Source organism: Mycobacterium seoulense, assembly GCF_010731595.1.
In the GTDB taxonomy this organism is placed as follows: Bacteria; Actinomycetota; Actinomycetes; order Mycobacteriales; family Mycobacteriaceae; genus Mycobacterium; species Mycobacterium seoulense.
The window spans coordinates 1,996,504-2,016,485 of record NZ_AP022582.1 but is presented as its reverse complement, the minus strand read 5'-3'; the positions used below and the strand labels follow the sequence as shown (position 1 = coordinate 2,016,485).

18 protein-coding genes and 1 pseudogene are annotated in these 19,982 nt (G+C 70.2%); 14 read left to right on the top strand and 5 right to left on the bottom strand.

Annotation, left to right across the window (positions count from 1 at the left end; genetic code table 11):
* Window positions 1-116 precede the first annotated feature (116 nt).
* Window positions 117-1,211, top strand: a complete 1,095-nt coding sequence (gene trpD / locus G6N37_RS09255) for an anthranilate phosphoribosyltransferase (RefSeq protein ID WP_372514661.1) — start codon at window positions 117-119, stop codon at window positions 1,209-1,211.
* Here trpD and G6N37_RS09250 read toward each other — a convergent pair.
* Window positions 1,149-2,981: pseudogene (locus tag G6N37_RS09250) on the bottom strand (DEDD exonuclease domain-containing protein); the annotation flags it as partial. The gene trpD and the pseudogene G6N37_RS09250 sit on opposite strands and share 63 nt — an antisense overlap.
* Before the next feature lie 170 nt (window positions 2,982-3,151).
* On the opposite strand from G6N37_RS09250, the gene G6N37_RS09245 reads away from it, so the two are divergent.
* The 4 genes from G6N37_RS09245 to pimB all read left to right on the top strand — a co-directional run bounded on the left by G6N37_RS09245 (window position 3,152) and on the right by pimB (window position 6,835).
* Entirely contained in the window at window positions 3,152-3,406 is a 255-nt protein-coding gene (locus G6N37_RS09245; RefSeq protein WP_163678987.1) for a hypothetical protein, read from the top strand.
* Window positions 3,407-3,591: 185 nt separating this feature from the next.
* Window positions 3,592-4,743, top strand: coding sequence for a peptidoglycan hydrolase RipC (gene ripC / locus G6N37_RS09240; RefSeq protein WP_163678985.1), 1,152 nt, complete (start codon window positions 3,592-3,594; stop codon window positions 4,741-4,743).
* 46 nt (window positions 4,744-4,789) lie between these two features.
* Window positions 4,790-5,629, top strand: a complete 840-nt coding sequence (locus G6N37_RS09235) for a hypothetical protein (protein WP_174813808.1) — start codon at window positions 4,790-4,792, stop codon at window positions 5,627-5,629.
* A gap of 48 nt (window positions 5,630-5,677) precedes the next feature.
* A complete protein-coding gene (gene pimB, locus G6N37_RS09230; protein WP_163678983.1) occupies window positions 5,678-6,835 on the top strand; it encodes a GDP-mannose-dependent alpha-(1-6)-phosphatidylinositol monomannoside mannosyltransferase in 1,158 nt (385 codons plus the stop codon).
* Window positions 6,836-6,997: 162 nt separating this feature from the next.
* On the opposite strand, the gene G6N37_RS09225 is transcribed toward pimB, so the two are convergent.
* Window positions 6,998-8,800, bottom strand: coding sequence for an AMP-dependent synthetase/ligase (locus G6N37_RS09225; RefSeq protein WP_163678981.1), 1,803 nt, complete (start codon window positions 8,798-8,800; stop codon window positions 6,998-7,000).
* 164 nt (window positions 8,801-8,964) lie between these two features.
* Here G6N37_RS09225 and G6N37_RS09220 point away from each other — a divergent pair, with 164 nt between their 5' ends.
* The 5 genes from G6N37_RS09220 to G6N37_RS09200 all read left to right on the top strand — a co-directional run bounded on the left by G6N37_RS09220 (window position 8,965) and on the right by G6N37_RS09200 (window position 12,368).
* Window positions 8,965-9,354: a polyketide cyclase / dehydrase and lipid transport gene (locus G6N37_RS09220; RefSeq protein ID WP_163684801.1), complete on the top strand. Its 390-nt coding sequence runs from the start codon at window positions 8,965-8,967 to the stop codon at window positions 9,352-9,354.
* Between the two features lie 115 nt (window positions 9,355-9,469).
* Window positions 9,470-9,904, top strand: a complete 435-nt coding sequence (locus G6N37_RS09215; RefSeq protein WP_163678979.1) for an SRPBCC family protein — start codon at window positions 9,470-9,472, stop codon at window positions 9,902-9,904.
* 14 nt (window positions 9,905-9,918) lie between these two features.
* Complete coding sequence (locus G6N37_RS09210) at window positions 9,919-11,169, top strand: ArsA family ATPase (RefSeq protein ID WP_163678977.1); 1,251 nt, start codon at window positions 9,919-9,921, stop codon at window positions 11,167-11,169.
* Complete coding sequence (locus G6N37_RS09205; RefSeq protein WP_163678974.1) at window positions 11,166-11,546, top strand: hypothetical protein; 381 nt, start codon at window positions 11,166-11,168, stop codon at window positions 11,544-11,546. Before G6N37_RS09210 ends, G6N37_RS09205 begins: the two co-directional genes overlap by 4 nt.
* Window positions 11,547-11,630: 84 nt before the next feature.
* Entirely contained in the window at window positions 11,631-12,368 is a 738-nt protein-coding gene (locus G6N37_RS09200; protein ID WP_163684799.1) for a lysophospholipid acyltransferase family protein, read from the top strand.
* Between the two features lie 13 nt (window positions 12,369-12,381).
* Here the strand turns inward: G6N37_RS09200 and G6N37_RS09195 are convergent, their stop codons facing one another.
* Window positions 12,382-13,677, bottom strand: coding sequence for a glycosyltransferase 87 family protein (locus G6N37_RS09195; RefSeq protein WP_163678971.1), 1,296 nt, complete (start codon window positions 13,675-13,677; stop codon window positions 12,382-12,384).
* A 90-nt stretch (window positions 13,678-13,767) separates the two neighbouring features.
* Here G6N37_RS09195 and G6N37_RS09190 point away from each other — a divergent pair, with 90 nt between their 5' ends.
* The 3 genes from G6N37_RS09190 to G6N37_RS09180 are packed head-to-tail and all read left to right on the top strand — an operon-like array spanning window position 13,768 to window position 16,633.
* Window positions 13,768-14,652 (top strand): hypothetical protein, encoded by an 885-nt coding sequence (locus tag G6N37_RS09190; protein WP_163678968.1) that lies wholly within the window; start codon window positions 13,768-13,770, stop codon window positions 14,650-14,652.
* A gap of 10 nt (window positions 14,653-14,662) precedes the next feature.
* Window positions 14,663-15,184: a polyadenylate-specific 3'-exoribonuclease AS gene (locus G6N37_RS09185; RefSeq protein WP_163678965.1), complete on the top strand. Its 522-nt coding sequence runs from the start codon at window positions 14,663-14,665 to the stop codon at window positions 15,182-15,184.
* Window positions 15,185-15,244: 60 nt separating this feature from the next.
* Window positions 15,245-16,633, top strand: a complete 1,389-nt coding sequence (locus G6N37_RS09180) for a class II 3-deoxy-7-phosphoheptulonate synthase (RefSeq protein WP_163678947.1) — start codon at window positions 15,245-15,247, stop codon at window positions 16,631-16,633.
* Between the two features lie 27 nt (window positions 16,634-16,660).
* On the opposite strand, the gene G6N37_RS09175 is transcribed toward G6N37_RS09180, so the two are convergent.
* A complete protein-coding gene (locus G6N37_RS09175) occupies window positions 16,661-17,893 on the bottom strand; it encodes a protein kinase domain-containing protein (protein WP_174813926.1) in 1,233 nt (410 codons plus the stop codon).
* A 143-nt stretch (window positions 17,894-18,036) separates the two neighbouring features.
* Here G6N37_RS09175 and G6N37_RS09170 point away from each other — a divergent pair, with 143 nt between their 5' ends.
* Complete coding sequence (locus tag G6N37_RS09170) at window positions 18,037-18,441, top strand: Rv2175c family DNA-binding protein (RefSeq protein WP_163678944.1); 405 nt, start codon at window positions 18,037-18,039, stop codon at window positions 18,439-18,441.
* Here the strand turns inward: G6N37_RS09170 and G6N37_RS09165 are convergent.
* A complete protein-coding gene (locus G6N37_RS09165) occupies window positions 18,435-19,979 on the bottom strand; it encodes an alpha-(1->6)-mannopyranosyltransferase A (protein WP_163678943.1) in 1,545 nt (514 codons plus the stop codon). The genes G6N37_RS09170 and G6N37_RS09165 overlap by 7 nt on opposite strands.
* Between the last annotated feature and the right edge of the window lie 3 nt (window positions 19,980-19,982).

The window sequence follows — 19,982 nt, the reverse complement described above, 5'->3', positions numbered from 1 at the left end:
AGTTGTTGAACTCCACCCGGGGCGGCATTTGATCTTTTCGCGTCGCGACCGGGTCCGCGGCGGGTGGCTTTTCGCGCCGGTTGGGGGAGGTCGGGTCCGCGTGGGACCATCGGCGCGTGGCTGTGTCACCTGAGGCTTCGCCCCCCGGCGGTTCCACCGCGGGCCCGGGGGCGGCGCCGTCGTGGCCGCAGGTCCTGGCCCGGTTGACAGACGGCCGGGACCTGGTCCGCGGCCAGGCCGCCTGGGCCATGGACCGGGTCATGGCCGGCGACGCGAGCCCGGCCCAGGTCGCCGCCTTCGCGGTGGCGATGACGATGAAGGTCCCCACCTCGGCCGAGGTCAGTGAGCTGGCCGACGTCATGCTGAGCCGCGCGCGCCCGATGCCCGCCATCCGTGACGACGCGGTGGACATCGTCGGGACCGGCGGGGACGGCATCAACACGGTCAACCTGTCCACCATGGCCGCGATCGTGGTCGCGGCCGCGGGCGTGCCGGTGGTCAAACACGGCAACCGCGCGACGTCGTCGTTGGCCGGCGGTGCCGACACGCTGGAGGCGCTCGGGGTGCGCATCGAACTCGAACCCGAGCAGGTCGCACAGAGCCTGGCCGAAGTGGGCATCGGGTTCTGCTTCGCGCCGGTGTTTCATCCGTCGTACCGGCACGCCTCGTCGGTGCGCCGCGAGATCGGCGTGCCGACGGTGTTCAATCTCCTTGGGCCGCTGACCAATCCGGCCAGGCCGCGGGCCGGCCTGATCGGCTGCGCGTTCGCCGACCTGGCCGAGGTGATGGCGGGGGTGTTCGCCGCGCGCCGGTCCAGCGTGCTGGTGGTGCACGGTGACGACGGGCTCGACGAGTTGACCACGACGACCACCAGCACGATTTGGCGGGTGCAGGCCGGGACGGTGGACAAGCTGACGTTCGATCCGGCCGGATTCGGTTTCGCCCGAGCCGATCTCGACGATCTGCTGGGCGGCGACGCGCAGGCCAACGCGGCGGAGGTGCGTGCGGTGCTGGGCGGCGCCAAGGGCCCGGTGCGGGACGCCGTGGTGCTCAACGCCGCCGGGGCGATCGTCGCGCACGCCGGCCTATCCAGCCGCGCTGAATGGTTGCCGGCGTGGGAGGACGGGCTGCAGCGCGCCGCCGCGGCGATCGATTCCGGCGCGGCCGAACAGCTGCTCGCGCGATGGGTGCGGTTCGGCCAGCAAACCTGAATCGTATTGCGCCGCTTGCTCGTAGGCGAGCCGCGCCGAGCGCGCCGATGCCGCCCACGCGGCCCAGGCGCCGGCAGAATGCAGCGGCGAGGCCCAGCCCGCGGCGTCGGGGGAGTCGTCGACGCGGACGATGCGCACTCCCGGAGCGGTCAGCCAGCGCGCGATGAGAGCGGATTCCTCCACCAACGCGCCGCCGAGGGGGGCCGCCGTCGGCAAGATCGCCTGTGCCCCGGCCACAATCGCGTCGACCACCGGCATCGGGGGCACCCCGCGCGCGGCGGTGCCGGCCGCCGCGAGCTGGCCGTGCCGGACGACGGCCAGGTGATAGCCGCCCTGGCCGTCGGGGGCGGCGGCGATCAGCTCGGGCAGCGTGGCCAGCGCGCGCAACCGCTGGCCCCGCCAGAGGATCTCGACGGCGGTGGCGGTGCGGTCACGCAGGCGCGCGGCGCTCTCGAAATGTCGTCGCTCGGCCAGCGCCGTGACCTGATCCACCGCGGCCGACAGGGCGGCGTTCTCCATCCCGTCGATCAGGGCCGCGCCGCGCGCCACCGCCGCGGCGTATTGCGTGGCCGTGATGTCGCGCGCGGCGGGACAGGGCGAGATCTCCGCCTCGGCGCAGGCCGGCCCGTGCAGGACCGAGCGTCCCAGCCGCGTGGTGCACGTGCGCAGCCCGGTGAAGCGGGCCAGCAGTTCGGCCGTGTCGGCGGCGTCGGAGCGCGACCGGAAGGGCCCGACGGCCCGGTCGTGGCGGGGCGCTCGCACCACCGCGAGCCGCGGGAACGCCTCGTCGGTGAGCGCCACCCACCACCACCGGTGCGGGAACCTCGACCGGCGGTTGTAGGGCGGGGCGTGCGCGGCCAGCAGCCGCAGCTCGCGGACGCCGGCCTCCAGCGCGTAAGCGCACTCGACGTGGTCGACCGCGGTGGCTAGGTTGACCATTTCCTTCATCCGGCCGCGCGGGTCGGCGCCGGTGAAGTACTGGCCGACCCGGCGGCGCAGGTCGACGGCGGTCCCGACGTAGAGCACCTCGCCCGACGGCCCACGGAACAGGTAGACCCCCGGCCGGCGGGGCAGGCCCTCGGCGAGGACCCGCTTGCGCCGCTGCGCCGGCGTCACGTCCGGCAGATAGGAGCGCAGGTCGGCATACGTGTGCACGCCCTGGTTGCCCACCCGCTCGATGAGCGCGTGCAGCACGTCGACGGTGGCGCGGGCGTCGTCGAGGGCCCGGTGCGTGGGCTGGGTGGCCACGGCGAACAGCCGTGCCAGGGCGGCCAGCCGCACGCTGGGGGCTTCCTCGCGGCTGAGCACGCGGCGGGCCAGCCGCACCGTGCACAGGACCTGTGGCCGCGGCCAGGGCAGATCGCAGCGCGCGGCTGCCGCGCGCAGGAATCCGATGTCGAACCCGGCGTTGTGGGCGACCAGCACCGCCCCGCCGGCGAACTCGAGGAACATCGGCAACACGGCGTCGATGGTCGGGGCGTCGGACACCATCGCGGTGGTGATCCCGGTCAGCTGCACGATCTGCGGGGGGATGCTGCGCTGCGGGTCGACGAGCGTGGCGAACTCGCCGAGCACCACGCCGCCGCGGACCTTGACCGCGCCGATCTCGGTGATGGCGTCGGGGGCGTGTCCGCCCGTACTTTTCGTGCGGCCCCCGGTGGTCTCCAGGTCCACCACGACGAACGTGGTGTCGCGCAGCGCGACGTCCGGGGTTTCGAAGGACGACCCCAGGTCGGCGAAACTGAGCTGAGTCGCACCACCGGCACCCATGCCGCGACGTTAAGCGCGGCCACCGACACCCGGGTGTCTCCCACGCCGAACGAACCCAGGCCCCTTTACCGCCCGAAACGCGGTGCCGGCTGGTTGTCGGTGGCTGCGGTTACCGTTCGGGCAGTCCGACCTGACGTTCGCCTGAGCCTTGACCGAGAGGACCGATCCCGATGGCACGAAGCAGTGGACCCGACAGCAACGGCGCGACGGTGCCCGAAGCGCGGGCGCCGGTGGTGATCGACTGCGACGACTGCGCGGTCCGCGGGCCGGGGTGCCGCGATTGCGTCGTCAGCGTGTTACTCGGGGTTCCGCAAACTTTGTTGGAGGACGAATGCGCTGCATTGGCGGTACTCGCCGATGCGGGGCTGGCACCGCGATTGCGGTTGGTGCCTATCCGCCGCGAGCGCGATTCGGGCGTCGCCTAAGATGCTTTGCGTGCCAAAGGTTTACGAAGGGGTCCGCGTCGTTCACATGATAATGACAGAAATCTTGCCAATTTCTTAACCGCTCGCTTTGGACAAACGTCGATATCGTTTCGTAACCTGTTTGAGACCTAAACCCAGCTCGACGACGCGCGTGGTCGTCGATGGCCGTTTAAGGAAGCAAAATCTTGAGGCTTAGCTCTAGATACCCGTTTGCGCGTGTACTCACACGATCTGCCATCGGGACGCTAGCGGGCTTCACTGTGTTATCCGGTGTCCTCGCCGCCCACGTGTCGGCCGACCCGGCCGAGGACGCGCTGGCCAAGCTCAACCAGTTGTCCCGCCAGGCCGAGCAGACCACCGAGGCGATGCACAGCGCGCAGCTGGACCTCAACCACAAGCTGGCGGCCCAGCGTGCGGCGGACAAGAAGCACGACGACGCCCAGGCCGCCGTCGATGCGGCCAAGGCCCGCTTGGCGTCCTTCCAAGGTGCCGTCAACAAGCTCGCCGCCGCCACCTACATGGGCGGCCGCGTCGACGGCATGACGGCCATGTTGACCGCGGGATCGCCGCAAGGGCTGATCGACAAGCTGGCCATGCAGCGGCAGATGGCTACGCAGATGGCCGACCAGATGACGAACTTCCGGGTCGCGAACGAGCAGGCCGCCAAGGCCGAGCGGGAGTCCGCCAAGTCCGCCGCCGACGCGAAGAGCGCGGCCGAGCAGGCCGCCGCGGTGCGGGCGAGCCTGCAGTCCAAGCAAAGTCAGCTGCAGGTGCAGATCGCCGTCGTCAAGTCGCAGTACGTCTCGTTGTCGCCCGAGCAGCGCACCGCGCTCGCCGATCCCGGTCCCATCCCCGCCGGTCTGCCGGCACCCGGCGCCCCCGCGCCGGAGGCCGCACCGCCCGGGGCGCCGCCGCCCGCCGGCCAGGCGCCCGGCGAGGCGCCCCCGCCCGGCGGACTGCCCGGACCGTTCGGTGGCGGGGTCGGCGGCGGTGACCGCGGGACCGTCGTGCAGGCGGCGCTGACCCAGGTCGGTTCGCCCTACGTGTGGGGCGGCGCCGCGCCCGGTGGGTTCGACTGCTCCGGATTGGTGATGTGGGCCTTCCAGCAGGCCGGTATTTCGTTGCCGCACTCCAGCCAGGCGCAGGCCCAAGGCGGCCAACCGGTGGCGGTGTCGGACCTGCAGCCCGGCGACGTGATCACCTTTTATTCCGACGCGTCACATAGCGGCATCTACGTCGGTGACGGCATGGTGATCCATTCCTCCACCTACGGCCAGCCGGTGCGCGTGGTGCCGATGAATGCCGCAGGCCCGATCCACGACGCCCGCCGCTACTAGCGGCCCGCGCCGGAGTCGCCGCCGGCTCACGCTGCTGCTTGGCTGGGTGCTCCTGGTCGAGCTCGTCGTGGCGGCGGCCGTGCCGCTCGAAGCCGAACGCGGAAGCGGGACACGGCCCGCGCAACTGGTCACCCCCGCACACAGCCAGCTCAGCCCCGCGACGAAGTCGTTGATCGTGGGCGACCGCACCGTTCAGCTGACCGGCCCCGCCGGTCCGGCCGGTGACCGGCTGCTGTCCCGGGTGGCGTCCGGCATCGGCGCCGCGATCCACGCGGTCGAGGCGTTCTGGGGCGTCGATTGGTCACGCGACGTCTCGGTGGTCGCGGCGGGCACGGACGAGGAGTTCCGCGCCGCCGCGGGCGGGGGACCGGCGGCGCAATGGGCCGACATCGCGGCCGTGACGGTCGTCGACCGCGTCGACCCCGCGCACCGGGTGGCCGTCGGTCAGCGGATCGTGTTCGCGCCCGGAGCGGCCAACATGACCGCGGAGGCACTACGGATCGTGTTGACCCACGAGCTTTTTCACTACGCGGCGCGCGTGGACACCGCCCCGGATGCGCCGCAGTGGCTGACCGAAGGGGTGGCCGATTTCGTCGCCCGGCCCCCGGGCCCGGTGCCCGCCGACGCGCTGCCGGTACCGCTGACGCTGCCTTCGGACGCCGAACTGGACGGGCCCGGGCCGCAGCGCTCGCTGGCGTACGACCGCGCGTGGTGGTTCGCGCGTTTCGTGGCGGACACCTACGGGGCGGCCAAGCTGCACGACCTGTACCTGGCCGCCTGCGGCGTCGGGCGCACCGACGTGCCCACCGCCGTGCACGACGTCCTGGCCACCGACTCACCCGGGCTGCTCGTGCGCTGGCACGCGTGGCTCGCCCGCCCCGGGTGAGCGAAGCCCTCCCACGAACCCCGCGCACCGTCAGGCTAGCCTGACGCGGTGAGTCGGGTCCTGCTGGTAACCAACGACTTTCCGCCCCGGCCGGGCGGCATTCAGTCCTACCTGAGCGACTTCGTCGGTCGGCTGGTCGACGCCCGGCTGCATTCGGTGACGGTGTACGCGCCGCAATGGAAGGGCGCCGACGCCTTCGACGCCTCGGCCGAGGCGACCGGTTACCGGGTGGTCCGCCATCCCGGCACCTTGATGCTGCCCGGCCCGGCGGTGGACGCCCGCATGCGCCGGCTGATCGCCGACGACGACATCGACACCGTCTGGTTCGGCGCGGCCGCGCCGCTGGCGCTGCTGGCGGCGCGGGCCCGGCAGGCCGGGGCGAACCGGGTGGTGGCCAGCACGCACGGCCACGAAGTCGGCTGGTCGATGCTGCCGGTTGCCCGCTCGGTGCTGCGGCGCATCGGCGACACCACCGACGTCGTCACGTTCGTCAGCCGCTACACCCGCGGCCGGTTCGCGCCGGCCTTCGGACCGCACGCCTCGCTGGAATACCTGCCGCCCGGGGTGAACACCGACAGGTTCCGCCCCGACCCGGCGGCAGGGGCCGGGCTGCGCGACCGGTATGGGCTGGGTGAGCGGCCCACGGTCGTGTGCGTGTCCCGCCTGGTACCGCGCAAGGGGCAGGACATGTTGATCAAGGCCATGCCGACGATCCGGCGACGCGTCGACGGGGCCGCCCTGGTCGTCGTCGGTGGCGGTCCGTACCTGGACTCGCTGCGCAAGCTGGCCCGCGATTGCGGGGTGGCCGAGCACGTGACGTTCACCGGGGGTGTGCCGGCCGCCGAACTGCCCGCACACCATGCGCTGGCCGACGTCTTCGCGATGCCCTGCCGCACCCGCGGGGCCGGGATGGACGTCGAGGGCCTGGGCATCGTCTTCCTCGAGGCGTCCGCGACCGGCAAGCCGGTGGTCGCCGGCGACTCCGGTGGAGCCCCGGAAGCCGTGCAGCAGAACAAGACTGGGTTGGTGGTCGACGGGCGCTCGCTGACCGCAATCGCCGACGCGGTCGCCGGGCTGCTCGGCGACCGCGACCGCGCCGCGGCCATGGGCGCGGCCGGGCGTGAGTGGGTGATGGCCCACTGGCGGTGGGACACGCTGGCTGCCCGGCTCGCCGCGCTTCTGCGCGGCGACGATGTGGGCCGTTGAGGCCCGCTGAGAAGCCGCGCAATCGGGCTCCGCGGCGACGATGTGGGCCGTTGAGGCCCGCTGAGAAGCCGCGCAATCGGGCTCCGCGGCGACGATGCGGGCCGCTGAGGCCCGCTGAGAAGCCGCGCAATCGGGCTCTGCGGCGGCTAGACGCCCGGCCCGCTACTCCTTTTCGTAGATCGAGTCGATGTCGGAGGCGAACTTCTCGGCGACGACGTTGCGCTTGACCTTCAAGGTCGGCGTCAGCTCACCGGTGTCCTCGGTGAAGTCGACGGGCAGGATGCGGAATTTGCGGATCGACTCGGCGTGCGACACCGCCTGGTTGGCGTGCTTGACCGCGGCGTCCACCTCGGCGATCAGGTCCGGGTCGTTGGCCAGGTCGGCGACCGAGGCGCCGGCCGCCTTGTGGTTGCGTTCCTTCCAGGCGCCGAACGCCTCCGGATCGATGGTGATCAGCGCGCCGATGAACGGCTTGGCGTCGCCCACCACCATGGCCTGGCTGATCAGCGCGTGCGCGCGCAGCTGGTCCTCGAGCACGGCCGGGGCGACGTTCTTGCCCCCGGCGGTGACGATGATCTCCTTCTTGCGGCCGGTGATCTTCAGGAAGCCGTCCTCGTCGAGCGTGCCGAGGTCACCCGTCTTGAACCAGCCGTCGGTGAACGCGTCGCGGGTGGCCTGCTCGTTGTGCCAGTAGCCGCTGAACACGACGCCGCCGCGCACCAGCAGCTCGCCGTCCTCGGCGATGCGCATGCTGTTGCCCGGCAACAACGTTCCGACCGTGCCGATCCTGACGTTGCCGACCTGGTTGACGGTGATGGCCGAGCTGGTCTCCGTCAGGCCGTAGCCCTCGTGGATCGTCAGGCCCACACCCCGGTAGAAATGGCCCAGCCGTGCTCCCAGCGGGGCGCCTCCCGAGACGGACGCGTGGCATTCACCGCCGAGCGCGGCGCGCAGCTTGTGGTACACCAGCCGGTCGAACAACGCATGCTTGGCGCGCAGCACCAGTCCCGTCCGCCCGCGGTCCTTCGCCTGGCTCCAGTCGACCGCGGTTTGCACGGCGGCCGCGAAGATCCGTCCCTTGCCGTCGTTGACCGCGTTCTGCTCGGCGGTGTTGTAAACCTTCTCGAACACCCGCGGCACCGACACCACCACCGTCGGCTTGAACACCGCGAACATGGGCAGCAGGTTCTTGATGTCGCTGGTGAACCCGACGGTGACCTTGTTGGCGAACGCCGAGAGCGTCAGCGAGCGCGCCAGCACGTGGGCCAGCGGCAGGAAGATCAGCAGCCGCTGCCCCTCGTCGAGCAGTGTCGGCAGGCACTCCTTGGCGCCGCGGGTCTCATACAGCAGGTTCGAATGGGTCAGCTGGCAGCCCTTGGGTCGTCCGGTGGTCCCCGAGGTGTAGATCAGCGTCGCCGGGTCGTCGGACCGCAGCGCCTCCTGGCGGGCGGTGAGCTCGGCCGGCTCGACCGACGCGCCCGCCTCGGCGAGCTGATCGAGCGCCCTGGGGCCCGAGCCGTCGATGTGCAGCACGCGGCGCAGCGCGGGCAGCTCGGCGGTCAGCTCGGTGACCATCGCCGCGTGCGCGTCGGTTTCGGCGAAGGCCAGCACCGCCTCGGAGTCCTGCAGCACCCAACGCACCTGCTCGGCCGACGACGTCTCGTAGATCGGCACGGTGACCGCGCCCACCGAGAGGATCGCCAGGTCGATGATCGCCCACTCGTAGCGGGTGGCCGAGAAGATGGACACCCGGTCACCGGCCTGGACCCCGAGCGCGATCAGGCCCAGCGCCGCGGAGCGAACTTCTTCGGCGACCTGCGCGCAGGTGACGTCGGTCCACTCGCCGTCGACCTGACGTCGGAAGATGACGAAGCTGGGGTCCTCGCGCGCGTGGTCGAAGACCATGGCCGCGATGTTGTCGTGCTCGCCGACGGAGAAGCGGGCGGGGACACTGTACTCACGCACTCTTACTGACCTCGTTTGGCTTGGGTGACGGTCCGGGGGACGGCTTGTTGTCGTCCAGCCTAATCCGCGCATTCGCGCAGGAACGGTGGCACTCTGCCGCCCGGGTCCCGCACTGCCGCCCGCCCTCGGCGTGGCCATGGGGATCGGTGTGTGAAGCTGAGGTGGTGAACAGCATCCAGATCGCGGACGAGACGTTCATCGCCGCCGGCGGCGCGCGGGTCGGTGCCGCCGTCGCGGATCGGTCGTGCTGGCGTCGCTGGTGGCCCGACCTGCGGTTGCAGGTCATCGAGGATCGCGCCGACAAGGGCATCCGCTGGGCGGTCACCGGCGCGTTGACCGGCACCATGGAGATCTGGCTCGAGCCGTCGCTGGACGGGGTGGTGTTGCACTACTTCCTGCACGCCGAACCGACGGGGGTGGCGGCCTGGCAGCTGGCCAAGCTCAATCTCGCGAAAATGACACACCGCCGTCGGGTGGCGGGCAAGAAAATGGCCTTCGAGGTCAAGACGACACTGGAACGCACACGTCCGGTCGGAGTTTCTCCGGTAGTTTAGCCGGGTCAGGTTGCGGGAAGAGTACCGTTTCGGACCGGAGGCCCGGGGGTTGGACCCGCACAGTAGTTTCCCGGCCGGCGGTGTCGACCGCTAGCGGGAGAGAGGGCAGCACCAGGTGGCGGAGAAGACGTCGCAAACCATCTACATCGACGCCGACCCGGGCACGGTGATGGGCGTCATCGCGGATATCGATTCCTACCCGCAGTGGATCTCGGAGTACCGCGAAGCCGAGGTCAAGGAGAAGGACGCCGACGGCTACCCCAAGGTCGCGCGGGTGGTGCTGGACGCCGCCGTCCTCAAGGACACGTTGGTGATGTCCTACGAGTGGCCCAAGGACCGGCAATCTGTCAGTTGGTCACTGGTCTCCAGCTCGCTGCTGCGTTCGCTGGAGGGCACATATCGATTGGCCCCCAAGGGATCTGGCACGGAGGTCACCTACGAGCTCTCGGTCGATCTCGCCGTTCCGATGATCGGCCTGCTCAAACGCAAGGCCGAGCGCCGGTTGACCGACACCGCGTTGAAGGATCTGAAGAAACGAGTCGAGGGCTGAGTGAGTCCAGCGGATTGCGGGCGCCCGCCCCGGCACGGATCAGTCTCTTCGTTGGCAAGGGCGGGGTAGGAAAGTCCACGCTGGCATGTGCCACCGCGGTCAGCGCCGCAGGTGCGGGGCAACGGGTGCTGGTGGTGTCCACCGATCAGGCGCACTCACTCGGCGACGTGCTCGGTGTCCCGGTCCCGCCGAGCCAGGGTGAACTGGTCCGCGTCCTCGCCGATGACGCGCAGGCCGGCGGCGGCTTTCTCGACGCGCTGGCGTTGGACACGCTGGCCCTGCTCGAGGCCCGTTGGCACGACGTGGTCGAGACACTGGATCGGCGGTTCCCCGATTCCGAGCTGAGCACCATTGCGCCAGAAGAACTTTCGGCACTGCCGGGTGTTCAGGAGGTGCTCGGGCTGCACGCCGTCGGCGAGCTGGCCGTCTCCGGGCGCTGGGATCGCATCGTCGTCGACTGCGCCTCGACGGCCGACGCGCTGCGCATGCTGACCCTGCCCGCCACCTTCGGGCTCTACGTCGAGCGCGCCTGGCCACGTCATCGCCGGCTGTCGGTCGGCGCCGACGACACCCGGTCGGCGGCGGTGGTGGAGCTGCTGGAGCGCGTCAGCGCCAGCGTGGAGGCGCTCGGCGCCCTGCTGACCGACGGCGAATTGGTCAGCGCGCATTTGGTGTTGACGCCCGAGCGGGTGGTCGCGGCCGAAGCGGCGCGGACCCTGGGCTCGCTGGCGCTGATGGGTGTGCGCGTCGAGGAACTGATCGTCAATCAGGTGCTGTCCGAGGACGAGTCCTACGAATACCGCAACCTGCCCGAGCACCCCGCGTTTTACTGGTACGCCGAACGCATTTCCGAACAACGTGGTGTTCTGGACGAGCTCGACGCCACCATTGGTGAGGTCGCCCTGGTGATGACCCCGCACCTGTCCGGGGAGCCGATCGGCCCCAAGGCGCTGGGCGCTTTGCTCGACAGCGCCCGGCGCCGGGGCGGGACGGCGCCGCCGGGACCGCTACGGCCGACGGTGGACCTCGAATCCGGAACGGGACTTGGCTCCATTTACCGAATGCGGCTAGCGTTGCCGCAACTCGATCCGTCGGGGCTGACGCTGGGGCGCGTCGACGACGACCTGATCATCAGCGCGGGCGGATTGCGGCGCAGGGTGAGGTTGGCGTCCGTGCTCCGGCGGTGCACGGTGCTGGATGCACACCTGCGGGGTACCGAGCTGACCGTACGTTTTCGACCAGACCCGGAGGTGTGGCCTAAGTGAGTGGGGCTCATCCCGAAATCGGGCCGGAGCTGCGCAGGCTCGCCCAGGCGATCCTGGATGGGATCGACCCGGCGATGCGGACGGCCGCCGCGCTGACGGCCGGCCGGGGCGTCGGGACCGGCAAGTGTCAGCAGGTGTGGTGTCCGGTGTGCGCGCTGGCCGCATTGGCGACCGGCGATCAGCACCCCCTGATCACCGTGATCGCCGACCACAGCATCGCGCTGCTCGAGGTCGTCCGCGCCATGCTCGACGACATGAACGGCGCGGCGAAACCCCCGCCCGACGGTCCGCCCGGTGGTGGCGCCACCGAGACGGAAGCTCCCGACGCCGCGACCAGAACCCGCTACCAGCCCATCCCCGTCACCGTCGAGGAGTGAGCCGGCTGCGTCGAAGGTGGTCCCTTGCGCATGCGATGGGTACAGTTGGCGCAGAACACCGGCGGGCGGGCGAGAGGGAGGGCCATGTGGTACTGGCTATTCAAGTACGTACTGCTCGGCCCGCTGCTGTACTTGCTCGGTCGGCCAAAAGTTGAAGGGCTGGAACACATTCCGAGTTCCGGGCCGGCGATCTTGGCCAGTAATCACCTCGCGGTGATGGACAGCTTCTATCTGCCGTTGGTGGTGCGTCGCCGGATCACCTTCCTGGCCAAATCGGAATACTTCACCGGAACCGGCCTGAAGGGCTGGTTCCAGCGCTGGTTTTTCACCGCGGTGGGCCAGGTTCCGATCGACCGCACCGATGCCGACAGCGCGCAGGCCGCGCTGACCACCGCCGAGAGGCTGCTGTCGGCGGGCAAGCTGCTGGGGATGTACCCCGAAGGCACCCGTTCGCCGGACGGCCGGCTGTACAAGGGCAAGACCGGCCTGGCGCGGCTGGCCCTGCACACCGGGGTGCCGGTGATCCCGGTGGCGATGATCGGCACCAACGTCGTCAACCCGCCCGGCACCAACATGCTCCGCTTCGGACGGGTCACCGTTCGCTTCGGCAAGCCGATGGACTTCTCCCGTTTCGAAGGGCTGGCCGGCAACCGCTTCATCGAGCGGGCCGTCACCGACGAGGTGATCTACGAGCTGATGGGCCTCTCCGGCCAGGAGTACGTGGACATCTACGCCGCCAGCGTCAAGGAGAACCGCAACGGCTCGAACGGTCAGGGATCGATCGGCGACGCCGCGCGGATCCCCGAAACCGCCGTCGGTTGATCCGCGACGTCGACTAGCCGACCGCTGTCGCCGGCGTCAATCGCTGCGGCGCCGAATCGCGGGAACGCGTGCGGGCGGTGACCGTCAGCCCGGCCGCCACGATGACCGCCAGCGCCCACCACACGTACGACATCCCGACGAGCTGGCGCCACCAGACCGCCGTCGCCTCGTGGTGCTTCGGCAGCAGGTCGATCGGCGACCACCGCATCAGCGCCACCCCCGCGACGGCGACCACGGCCAGCGCCACGTTGCGGCGCCGCCAGGCCAGCACGGCCAGCACCACCACCGTCGGCAGCCCCCACACCCAGTGGTGTGACCAGGAGACCGGCGAGACCACCAGCCCGAACAGCGCGACGCACACGACCGCCAGCGCGGGCTCGTCGGCCCGCAGCACCCGGCGCATCGCCCATATCGTGAGCGCGAGCACGAGCAGTGAGGCCGCCACCCACAGCAGGAAGCGTGGTTGCTCTCCCAGCCCCAGCCGGGCCAGCGCCCCGGCGATGTTCTGATCGGTGTTCAGTGCCGCCTCACCGATCCGATCGGTGTGCGCCAGGGTGTGCGTCCAGTACTCCCACGAGTCGCTCCACGCGAGAACGAAACCCACCGCCGTCGCACCCACGAAGGACGCCAGCGCCGTCAGCGCCGCACGGTTGTCGCGACGTAGCAGGAAATAGAGCAGGAACACCGCCGGCGTGAGTTTGAGCGCTATCCCCACGCCCAGCAGCAGGCCCCGCGGCCACGGGGTCCGGCGGGGCAGGCAGTCGGCGATCACCAGGGTCATGAGCACGACGTTGATCTGGCCGAAGGCGAAGTTCGACATGATGGGTTCCAGCCAGGTCGCCGCCGCCAGGGTGACGACGACGGCCAGCCACCAGCGTCGCAGCCACGCCGGGCCGGGCAGGGCGGTCGAGGCGGCCCAGACGTCCAGCCGGGTCAGCACGATCACCGTCGAGACGACGAGCAGCACCAGCGTCAACGCCGTGATCGCGACGCTGGCGGCCGGCATCTGCAGCCAGGCGAACGGGCAGAACACGATCGCCGCCAGCGGGGGATAGGTGAACGGCAGGTCGAGCCCGATCGGTGTGTGGAACAACACATCGCCGTGGTACAGCGAATGGCCGCGCATCCAGGCCTGCGCACCCATCTGATACACGTCGATATCGATGCGATAGGGGATGTGCCCGAACAGTTGCCAGCCCACATAGCCCAGCCCCGCCGCCGCCAGCAGCCAAAGAACGCACCACAACAGGACGTGCCCGGGGCCGCGTCTGCCTGGGAAGCCCACGCCGGGCGCCCGCCATCTACTCATGTCGCCCAACAGCGTAATCGGTGTGTGGGCGTGGCACGTGGCCCCGCGCGGCTCCCGCGGGGCCGACGCGCACAGGCGTACGTTTCAAGAGTGCTCCACTGGTTCGTGCAGCGGGTGACGCACTGGTTCGCGCAGGACATCCTCGCCGGCGGCAGGCTGCCCCTGCTGTGTTGCCTGGTGGCGTTCATCATGACCTTCTTCGTCACGCGGACCTTCGTGCGCTTCATCCGCCACCGCGCGCACGCCGGCCGCCCGACCAGATGGTGGCACCCGCGCAACGTCCATCTCGGCGGCGTGCACATCCATCACGTGACGTTCGGCGTGGTCCTGGTGTTGCTCTCCGGCCTGACCCTGGTCACCCTGTCCATCGACGGACACGAGCCCGAATTCACCTTGTCCGCAATCTTTTTCGGGATCGGCGCGGCCCTGGTGCTCGACGAGTACGCGTTGATCCTGCACCTGTCCGACGTCTACTGGGAAGAGGACGGGCGCACGTCGGTGGACGCGGTGTTCGCGGCGGTGGGAATCGCCGGCCTGTTGATCATGGGCCTGCACCCGCTGATGTTCTTCCTCCCGATCTGGGAGGGGACCGGTTCGTGGCCGCTGCGGGCCGCGGTGGCCGGCGGCCTGGTGCTGACGCTGCCGCTGGCCGTGGTGGTGGTGCTCAAGGGCAAGGTGTGGACCGGTTTGCTCGGCATGTTCATCGTCATTTTGCTGGTGATCGGCGCCGTCCGGCTTTCGCGCCCCCACGCGCCCTGGGCACGCTGGCGATACACCGCCCAACCGGAGAAGATGCGGCGCGCGCTGCAGCGCGAACGCCGGCTGCGTCGCCCGATCGTGCGGGCCAAGCTGTGGGTCCAGTGCGCGATCGCGGGCACCCCGGGCCTGCCCGACGAACGCGCGGTCGACGCCCAGCTCGACCACGACGTCCACGCCGCCCCGCCGCCCACAGAGCCCATCCTGATCAGCAGATAGGCTTCCACCGGTGCGGTACTTCTACGACACCGAATTCATCGAGGACGGCCGCACCATCGAGTTGATCTCCATCGGCGTGGTCGCCGAGGACGGCCGCGAGTATTACGCGGTATCCACGGAATTCGATCCCGAGCGCGCCGGCGGCTGGGTGCGGGCCAACGTGCTGCCCAAGCTGCCGCCCCCGGCGTCGCAGCTGTGGCGCTCGCGCAGGCAGATCCGCGAGGAACTCGAGGATTTCTTCGACGTCCAGGGCACCGACCCCATCGAACTGTGGGCGTGGATCGGCGCCTACGACCACGTGGCCCTGTGCCAGCTGTGGGGCACCATGCCCGAGTTGCCGCGGGCGCTGCCCCGCTTCACCCGGGACCTCCGGCAATTGTGGGAGGACCGGGGGTGCCCGCCGATGCCACCGCGCTCGCGCGATGCCCACGACGCGCTGGTCGACGCCCGCGACCAGCTGCGGCGGTTCCGGCTGATCACCGCAGGCGACGCGAACGGGCCCGGACGCGATCCGGGCGGGGGAGCGCCATGAGGCCGCCCGCACGACGTTCGCGCTGATCAGTCACCGTCGCGCCCCGGTTACCATGGACCGATGAACTGGACTGTCGACATCCCGATCGACCAGCTGCCGTCGCTGCCCCCGCTGCCGAACGACCTGCGGGCGCGCCTCGATGCCGCACTGGCCAAGCCGGCCGCCCAGCAGCCCAGCTGGCCGGCCGACCAGGCAGCGGCGATGCGCACGGTCCTCGAGAGCGTGCCGCCCGTGACCGTGCCCTCCGAGATCGTCCGCCTGCAGGAGCAGCTGGCCCAGGTCGCCAGGGGTGAGGCGTTCCTGCTGCAGGGCGGCGACTGCGCGGAGACGTTCACCGACAACACCGAACCCCACATCCGGGGCAACATCCGCGCCCTGCTGCAGATGGCCGTGGTGCTGACCTACGGCGCCAGCATGCCGGTGGTGAAGGTGGCCCGCATCGCGGGGCAGTACGCCAAGCCGCGTTCGGCCGACATCGACGCCCTGGGATTGCGGTCCTACCGGGGAGACATGATCAACGGCTTCGCCCCCGACGCGGCCGCGCGTGAGCACGACCCGTCGCGCCTGGTCCGCGCCTACGCCAACGCCAGCGCGGCGATGAACCTGGTGCGGGCGCTGACATCCTCGGGCCTGGCGTCGCTGCACCTGGTCCACGACTGGAACCGGGAATTCGTCCGGACGTCGCCGGCCGGTGCGCGCTACGAGGCGCTGGCCACCGAAATCGACCGCGGCCTGCGCTTCATGAGCGCCTGCGGCGTGGCCGACCGCAACCTGCAGACCGCCGAGATCTACGCCAGCCATGAGGCTTTGGTGCTCGATTACGAGCGGGCCATGCTGCGGCTCTCGGAGAGCGACGACGGCGAGCCGCAGCTGTTCGACCTGTCGGCGCACACCGTCTGGATCGGCGAGCGGACCCGTCAGCTCGACGGCGCGCACATCGCGTTCGCGGAGGTGATCGCCAACCCGATCGGCGTGAAGATCGGCCCGACGATGACCCCGGAACTGGCCGTCGAATACGTGGAACGGCTTGACCCGCACAACAAGCCCGGCCGGTTGACGTTGGTGAGCCGGATGGGCAACCACAAGGTGCGCGATCTGCTGCCGCCCATCGTCGAGAAGGTCCAGGCCACCGGTCACCAGGTGATCTGGCAGTGCGACCCCATGCACGGCAACACCCATGAGTCGTCCAACGGGTACAAGACCCGGCACTTCGACCGCGTGGTCGACGAGGTGCAAGGGTTCTTCGAGGTGCACCGCGCGCTGGGCACCCACCCGGGCGGCATCCACGTCGAGATCACCGGCGAGAACGTCACGGAATGCCTCGGTGGGGCGCAAGACATTTCGGATCTGGACCTGGCCGGCCGCTACGAGACGGCGTGCGACCCGCGGCTGAACACCCAGCAGTCGCTGGAGTTGGCGTTCTTGGTCGCCGAGATGCTGCGCGACTGAGCCGATGGCGCGCTCGCGGGCGAAGGGCTAGAGCAGTCCGTTCAGGTTGCTCCCGATCGTCCACGCCGCGGTGGCGACCAGCCCGGTGAGCGCCAGCACCAGCGCCACCCAGACCAGCACCATGCGCCGGCCGTGCTGCCGGGCGAACGCGAATTCGCCGATCGGGATGCCCGCGAATTCCCCTGTGACAGGCTGGTATTCGTATTCTTCGGGTTCGTCGTCGGACGGCGGGAGGTGCGATGGCCCGGACCAGTCCCCGGGGCCGCGGGTCAACTGCCGGGTGGGCTGGCGGACCGGTGCGGTCGCGGGCGGTGGTGGCTGTTGCGCGCCGAGGGGGCGTTGGCTCGCGCGGCCGTGCTGCAGGGCCGCCGAGCGGTGTAGCGCGGAGTTGCGCGGCGCGGGGACGGAGAAGTCCGGCAGCGCAAGTTCTTCGGCGATCGCGTCGAGCTCGGCGCCCATCTCGATCGCGTCGGCGTACCGGTTCGCGGGGTCGCGCGCGGTCGCGCGCTGCACGAACTCGTCGAACTGCGGGGGGACACCGTCGATCGCGGCGCTGGGCGCCGGCACGTCGGTGTCCAGCCGTTGGTAGGCGATCGACAACGGCGAGTCACCGGTGAACGGGGTGCGCCCGGTGAGCAACTCGTAGGTGAGGATGCCGGCGGAATACACGTCGCCGCGGGGACTGGCGTCGCCGTGGCGCACCTGCTCGGGCGACAGGTAGGCCGCGGTGCCCAAAATGACGCTGGTGGAGGTGATTCCGGCGGCGGCGACGGCGCGGACCAACCCGAAATCGGCGATCTTGACGTCACCGTCGTCGGAGATCAGCACGTTCTCGGGCTTGACGTCGCGATGGACCAGACCGGCCCGGTGCGCCGCGGCCAGCCCGCCCAGCACCGGGCGCAGCACCGCGGCCACGGCATAGGGCGGCATCGGCCCACGCTCGGCCAACAGCTCGCGCAGCGTGCCGCCCTCGATGAGTTCCATGACCAGGAAGGGGTGCCGGGCGTCCAAGCCCTGGTCGTAGACCGCGACCAGGCCCGGGTCCTTGAGCCGGGCGACCGTGCGGGCCTCCCGCTGGAACCGGGTCAGGAACTGGTCGTCGCCGGCATACCGGGTGTCCATCACCTTCACCGCGACGGGGCGGTCGAGCCGGGTGTCGAGGCCGCGGTACACCGTCGAGGTGCCGCCGCTGGCGATCTTGGACTGCACCAGGTAGCGGCCATCCAGCAACGCGCCGTCCAAGGGGTCAGCCGTCGCGATTTCGCCCGGCCGACGATGCGGGCCGGGACGGCCCGGGAGAGACCCGGGCGATTCAGCTTCGGCCACGGGGCCATCGTAGGTGCGACCTGTGATTGGGCGGAAAACGCGGGTTCAATCCGCGTGCCAAGGCCTACACTTGCGCCGTGAGCAGTATTCCTGCCGGCGACGATGTTTTGGATCCCGACGAGCCAACCTACGACCTGCCGCGGGTCGCCGAATTGCTCAGGATTTCGGTCAGCAAGGTACAGCAGCAACTCCGCGAGGGTCACCTGGTCGCGGTGAAACGCAACGGCGGCGTGGTGGTGCCGCAGGTCTTCTTCACCAAGTCCGGTGAGGTGGTCAAGAGCCTGCCGGGACTGTTGACGATCCTGCACGACGGCGGCTATCACGACACCGAGATCGTGCGGTGGCTGTTCACCCCCGACCCGTCGCTGACGATCACCCACGACGGCAGCCGGGATGTCATCAGCAACGCCCGTCCCGTCGACGCCCTGCACGCGCACCAGGCCCGGGAGGTCGTGCGCCGGGCGCAGGCCATGGCTTACTGAGCGGTGACTTTCCCGGGGGTGTCGGCCCGCCGGTCGGGGGCACGGTAGAGGCCGTACCAGGCGATCAGCGCGCAGGCGGTGGCCAGCGAGAAGTGCAGCCACGAGTACATCCCGTGCGAGCCATCGGGTTTGAAGATGACCATCACCCACGTCGACAGGCCCGCGATGACGGCGATCGCCCGTCGTGACTGCGCCAGCGGGGCCGCCACCGCCAGCGGCCAGGAGTAGTACCACGGCAGGGCCGCGGGCACGAACAGCACCACGACCAGCATCGAGAACGCGATGCCGGTCAGCGCGGCCCGGTCGTCGCGCCGGAATCGCCACCACAGCAGCGGCAGCGACACCGCGATGATCGCGATCCCGACGAACCGGGTGATCCGCAGCAGGGGGTAGAAGTGCACCGCGAAGACCCCGCTGAAGACCGCGTGGATGAGGTTGGCGGCCGCGGTTGGCACCGTCAGCCAGTTGATGATCTTCACCGACCCGGCCAGCGCCGTCAGCCACCCCAGGCCCACGTGGGCCACGGCCGACAGGATGCCGAACACCACGGCGAAGGTCAGCAGCGACATCGCCGTGGCCGCCGCGAACGCGCAAACCGGCCGGTATCCGCGGCGGTCGCGCAAATGCCGCGTCCACACCCACACCATGAACGGCAGGGCGATTCCGGCGGTGGCCTTGACCGCGATCGCCACGGTGATCAGCGAGGTACCCCACACGTGGCGGCCGGCGAAACTCAGCGCGATGCCGGCGGCCATCAGACCCACCATGAGCATCTCGTTGTGCACCCCACCCATCAGATGGATGAGCACCAGCGGGTTGAGCACACAGATCCACAGCGCCGTCGGGCCGTCGGTGCCCAGGTGGCGGGTCAGGCGTGGGGTGGCCCAGATCAGCAGCGCGAGCCCCGGCAGCATGCACAGCCGCAGCAGCGCCGTCCCCGCCACCACATTGTTGCCGACGGCCATGGTGACGAACTTGGCCACCAAGATGAACGCCGGGCCGTAGGGGGCGGTGGTGATCGTCCAGATGGGACTCACGTTGTCCAGCAGGATGTTCGGGTTGGCGACCGGCCCGACCGCGTAGGGGTCGAGGCCGTCGCGCAGCAGCGCGCCCTGGGCCAGATACGAATAGGTGTCCCGGCTGAACACGGGCACCGACAGCAGCAACGGCGCCAGCCAGAAGCCGGTGGTGGCCTTCATCATGAACTCGGTCATCTCGCCGGCCAGCACACGCCGGCCCAAACCCACCCAGGCGATCAGCATGAGGCCCACGCCCGCCCACAACACGATGGACGACAACACCAGGCCGTGGCCAAAACGCAGCCACGACATGTGGATCGACTCCAGCAGCGGGTCGTGCTGCCGGATGCTGCCCGCGCCCAGGCCGCCCACGGCGATCAGTACCGAACCGAGCATGCCGAGCTTCGCCGGCCGGGACTGCTCTGCGGTGGCGAACTCGCGCAGCCGCGAAAGCCGCCCGCCGCCAGGCGATTCCGTTGCCGGGGTGTCGGACGGTGGGATGTGCGTCGGAGTCGTCATCGG